The sequence below is a fragment of the Terriglobales bacterium genome (genome assembly GCA_035624475.1).
GTDB lineage: Bacteria > Acidobacteriota > Terriglobia > Terriglobales > Acidobacteriaceae > DASPRL01.
In genome coordinates this window covers 1-4,432 of sequence record DASPRL010000394.1, presented here as the reverse complement: position 1 = coordinate 4,432, position 4,432 = coordinate 1, and the positions used below count along the sequence as shown (strand labels likewise).

5 protein-coding genes are annotated in these 4,432 nt (G+C 67.1%); all 5 read right to left on the bottom strand.

What is annotated here, in order from left to right; all coding sequences use genetic code 11:
• Nucleotides 1–612: 4Fe-4S dicluster domain-containing protein (locus tag VEG08_15290; protein ID HXZ29358.1), on the bottom strand; the 612-nt coding region annotated here is incomplete at its 3' end.
• 250 nt (nucleotides 613–862) lie between these two features.
• Entirely contained in the window at nucleotides 863–1,168 is a 306-nt protein-coding gene (locus tag VEG08_15285; protein HXZ29357.1) for a cytochrome c, read from the bottom strand.
• A 177-nt stretch (nucleotides 1,169–1,345) separates the two neighbouring features.
• On the bottom strand, nucleotides 1,346–2,149 hold the full coding sequence (locus VEG08_15280) for an acyl-CoA dehydratase activase (protein HXZ29356.1): 804 nt from the start codon (nucleotides 2,147–2,149) through the stop codon (nucleotides 1,346–1,348).
• Complete coding sequence (locus VEG08_15275) at nucleotides 2,127–2,966, bottom strand: acyl-CoA dehydratase activase (GenBank protein ID HXZ29355.1); 840 nt, start codon at nucleotides 2,964–2,966, stop codon at nucleotides 2,127–2,129. The genes VEG08_15280 and VEG08_15275 overlap by 23 nt, the downstream gene beginning before the upstream one ends.
• Before the next feature lie 10 nt (nucleotides 2,967–2,976).
• Nucleotides 2,977–4,260: a 2-hydroxyacyl-CoA dehydratase family protein gene (locus VEG08_15270; protein HXZ29354.1), complete on the bottom strand. Its 1,284-nt coding sequence runs from the start codon at nucleotides 4,258–4,260 to the stop codon at nucleotides 2,977–2,979.
• Between the last annotated feature and the right edge of the window lie 172 nt (nucleotides 4,261–4,432).

The window sequence follows — 4,432 nt, the reverse complement described above, 5'->3', positions numbered from 1 at the left end:
GGGCTGGTGGGGGAAGTCGGTGCGGTAGCCGAACTGCTCGAAGGGCACGGAGGAGAGCAGGAGCACGGAGGTGCCGCCGACTTCCTCCAGCCCGTAGATGTGGGGCACGTACTGCTCGGGATGCTCGCGCAGGCGCTGGCGGGCCTCGGCGATGAGGACGTCGCGCTCGCCGAACTTGGTGGCGCCGGTGGGACAGATCTCGGCGCAGGCGGTCTGGCGGCCGGCGGCCACGCGGTCGGGGCACATGGTGCACTTGCGCACCAGGGGCAGCGCCTTGTTCCATTCATACTTGGGGACGTCGAAGGGACAGGCGACCATGCAGTAGCGGCAGCCGATGCAGCGGCCGGGGTCGTAGATCACGGGGCCTTCCGGGGTCTTGCGCAACGCCGCCACCGGGCAGACGGAGGCGCAGGTGGGGTCGTTGCAGTTCATGCACAGGCGGCGCATGAACTTGTCACCCTTGGTCAGGATGGCGGTGAACTTGTGGGCCGACTGGACCTCTTCGGCGGCGATCTTGTCGTCGTAGGGGAGCTTGTTCTGCTCGGCGCAGCCGGCTTCGCATTGCCGGCAGCCGATGCAGATGGTGGCGTCGTACAGGATGGCCTTGCTCATGGCGTTCTCCGCAGAAGATGGGAACTGGCTCGGTCCTGGAAGGGCCGGCGAGAGGGTCGAGGGTGGGGATGCGCCGCGGGTAGGGGCGGACGGGGACGCGCACGCTGCGCGCCCGGGGCGGCCGCCGGGCCTGGTGGGGCCGGCGCCAGACGGATTGCGGTTCGCTCGGTCACGGCGCCCCCGAGCCCGCCGCCGGGCCCTTCGGGGGGCAGGTTCGCCCCGCCCGAAGGGCCGGCGCTGGCGGGCCAACCTACTTCTTCAAGCTGCGAATGAAGGCGACCACGGCGTTGATCTCATCCGGGGTCATGCCCTTCTTGGAGAAGTTGTGCTTGGGGTTGTTGGCGATGAAGTCCGCCAGGTCCTTGTCGCTCTTGCCCTGCACGGCAGCCGAGGCCAAGTCCGGGGTCTTCATGGCCGCCTTGCCGGCGCCGTCGGCGCCGTGGCAGACGGCGCACTTGGCCTTGAACAGGTCAGCGCCGTTGGGGCCGGCAGCGAAGCCGGACAGCGGCAGCAGGATCAGGCAGAACAGAAACACAGCGATGGTCAGCTTTTTCATGATGGCGAACTCTCCTTCGGGGAGGGCCAGACTCCGCTGGTCCTGTTCCCCTAACTTGGAGTGTGGGCGTGTGGGCGGGGAAAGGCTGTGATGGGGGTCACCCAGGGTGGTGATTTTCTCATCACCGCGATGTGAGGTAGCGCAGCGGGCCTGCTTAAGAACGCAGCAGCAAAGAAGTTAAGCAGCGACGGCGATGCGCTTCAAACCCAAGAGCCCGGCGCCCAGGGCGCAGACGTATTCACAATCCTGGGGGACATTGACCTTGAGGCCGAGGCGGGATTCGAGGGCCTTGACCATGCCCTGCTGGCGAGCGACGCCGCCGACGAAGGTGAGTTCGCTGCCCAAGCCGACGCGCTTGAGCAGGTTGGCGGCGCGGTCGGCGAGGGAGTCGTGGATGCCGCGCAGGATGTCCTCCACGCTGACCCCGGCGGAGACGTGGTTGATGATCTCGCTCTCCGCCAGCACGGCGCAGATGGAAGAGATGGGCTGGGGATTCTGCGCCTGCAGGGAGAGTTCGCCGACTTCTTCCAGGGGGATCTGCAGGTACTTGGCGGCGCGGGCGATGAAGCTGCCGGAGCCGGCGGCGCACTTGTCGTTGGTCTTGAAGCTGCCCACGCGGCCGGCGTCGCGCAGGTGGATGGCGCGGGTGGACTGGCTGCCGATGTCGAGCACGCAGGAGGCCTGGGGGAAGAGGAAGTAGGCGCCGCGGGCGGCGCTGGTGATCTCGGTGGCCTGGAGGTCGCGGAAGCTCACGCTGTAGCGGCCGAAGCCGGTGGTGGAGACGTAGCAGGGCGCGTCGGGGGGCAGGCCGGCCTGCGCGCGGGCCATCTCCAGGGCGCGGGCAGCGGCCTTCTCCAGCTCCACTCCGGTGCGGGTGAGGGCGCGGGCGAGCACCGTGGGGGGCGCGCCGTTCGAGCCGGCGGCCAGGATGACCGCCTTGGTCAGGCCGGTGCCGACGTCAATTCCTGCCGTGTGGCGCATGTTCAGGGCTCCAGATATCGGATTCGAAGCTGCGGTCGAGCTTTTCCAGGGCGAAGATAGCGGCGCCGATGGCGCCGATGAAGTGGGCGTCGGGGCTGACCTGGAGCTGGGCGCCGAGCACGTCTTCGAGAGCGCGCACCATGCCGATGTTGCGGGCGACGCCGCCGGTGAGGGTGATGGCGGGCTCGATGGGCACGCGGCGGGCCAGCGAGACGGTGCGCTTGGCGATGGCCTGGTGCACTCCGCCCAGGATGTCCTCCCCCTTCTTGCCCTGGGCAAGGTAGGAAAGGATGTCGGACTCGACGAAGACGGTGCAGACGGTGGTGATCTTGACCGGCTGCAGGGCCTGGAGGGAGAGGGGCCCGACCTCGTCGAGACGGATGCCCATGACCTCGGCGGCGTTGGCCAGGAAGCGGCCGGTGCCGGCGGCGCACTTGTCGTTCATGACGAAGTCGAGGACCTCGCCGCTCGCGCCCACGCTGATGGCCTTGGAGTCCTGCCCGCCCATATCGATGACGGTGCGGGTGTTGGGGAAGACGAAGTGGGCGCCGCGTGCGTGGCAGGAGATCTCGGTCATCTGGGCGTTGCCGAAGGAGATGTTGTAGCGGCCATAGCCGGTGCCCACCACGAAGCCGACGTCGTGGGCGTGGATGCCGGCCTCCTGGCAGAGCACGTGGAAGGCGTGTTCGGCGGCCTTGCGCACGTTGGCGCCGGTATCGACCAGGGCGCGGGCCATGATCTGGGGGCGGGCGTTCTCTTCCATCAGGATGGCTTTGGTCTGGGTGGAGCCCACATCCACTCCGGCGGCGACGCGCATGGTCCTCCTCTCAGGCGGAAGCGGCGGGATGGGCCGCGCCCGTCAGCTTGCTGTGCTCGAGCGCCTCGAAAAAGGCGTCGATGCGGTTGCGGATCTGGGCCTCGGAGAAGTAGCGCGGGTCTTCGAGGTCGCTCTCGATGTAGAGGGTGGGCAGATGCAGCGACTTGGTGAAGTAGTCGCGCATGTCGCCCTGGCCGGCGGAAAACAGCCGGCAGCTCTTGACGAAGTGGATGATGACGCCGTCGGCCTGCCACTCCTCCACGTAGCGCTGGATCTGGTCATAGCGCTGCAGGAAGTTGCGGTTGGTGACGTTCTGGGAAAGCATGTGCAGGGCGACGGACTCGAAGGGGTGGTCGGGATCGTGGCGGTCGCCGAACTCCCACAGCCCGCCCACGGTGGAGTAGGTGGAAGCCACGGCGGTGGCCTTCCACTTGGCGAACATGTCGCGGAAGGTGCGGAAGTAGGGATAAGGGGGCGGGCCTTCCATCACCAGGCGGAACTTCTCCTGCTCGTAGACGCCCTCGCCGTTGGCCACCTTCTCTTCCAGCTCGTTCAGGGCGGCGCGGAAGAAGGCCACGCCCTCGGGGCTGCCGCGATAGACGTAGAGCGGTCCCATGAGGGTGATGGCGTCGAAGTAGGCGTCGAAGGGGGAGGGGGAGCGGCGGGCCAGGTGCTTGATGCGCGACCACAGCTCCTCCACCTCGGCGGCGCAGCGCACGGCTTCCCGGAAGCGGTCGTAGTCGAACTTCTTGCCGGTGATGTTCTCCAGCACGCTCACCAGTTCCTGGAGCTGCTTCACCACGTAGGCGATGTCGGCCGGGCTGGGCTCGGCCTCGCGGCAGAAGGGGACGTCGAGCACGTAGAGGCGGCTGCCGGTGAGCGCGGCCACGTGCTCGAACCACTTGACGTAGGTGTTGCAGCCGACGAAGTTGCAGAGCACCAGGGAGGGCCGGGGCAGCTTGCCGCCGGTGGGAGTGATGCCCTTCAGGTAGGAGCCGATGTCGGCCTTGACGTAGGCGCAGTTGTCGGCGGCGTAGCCCAGTTCCTCGGCGGCCAGGATGGGCTCGAGCGACTGGTGGCGGATGGCCAGTTGCAGCGCGTTGATCTCGGGGTAGAGGGGGACAGCGTCGAAGGCCTCGAGCAATTCCACGCAGTTGCCGGAGATCATGAGGGAGACGCTGGGGGGCAGGCCGGTGTGGGCGGAGGAGTCGAGGCGCTGGTACCACTTCAGCATCAGTTCCTTCTGGCGCTGGTGGATCTGGCCGCGGTATTCGGTCGATTTCGGTTGCGTCATAGTCTCCTTAGCTGTCAGCCATCCGCCGTCAGCCGTCAGGCAGAACAAATGCGTCAATCGAACAAGAGCGACTCCACGAACGTCTCCACTTCGGTGCGCAAGCGCTCGAAGGTGAACATCTTTTCCTCGAACTCCAGCAGCAGGTGAGGGAGGGCGATGTTTTCCAGCTCGC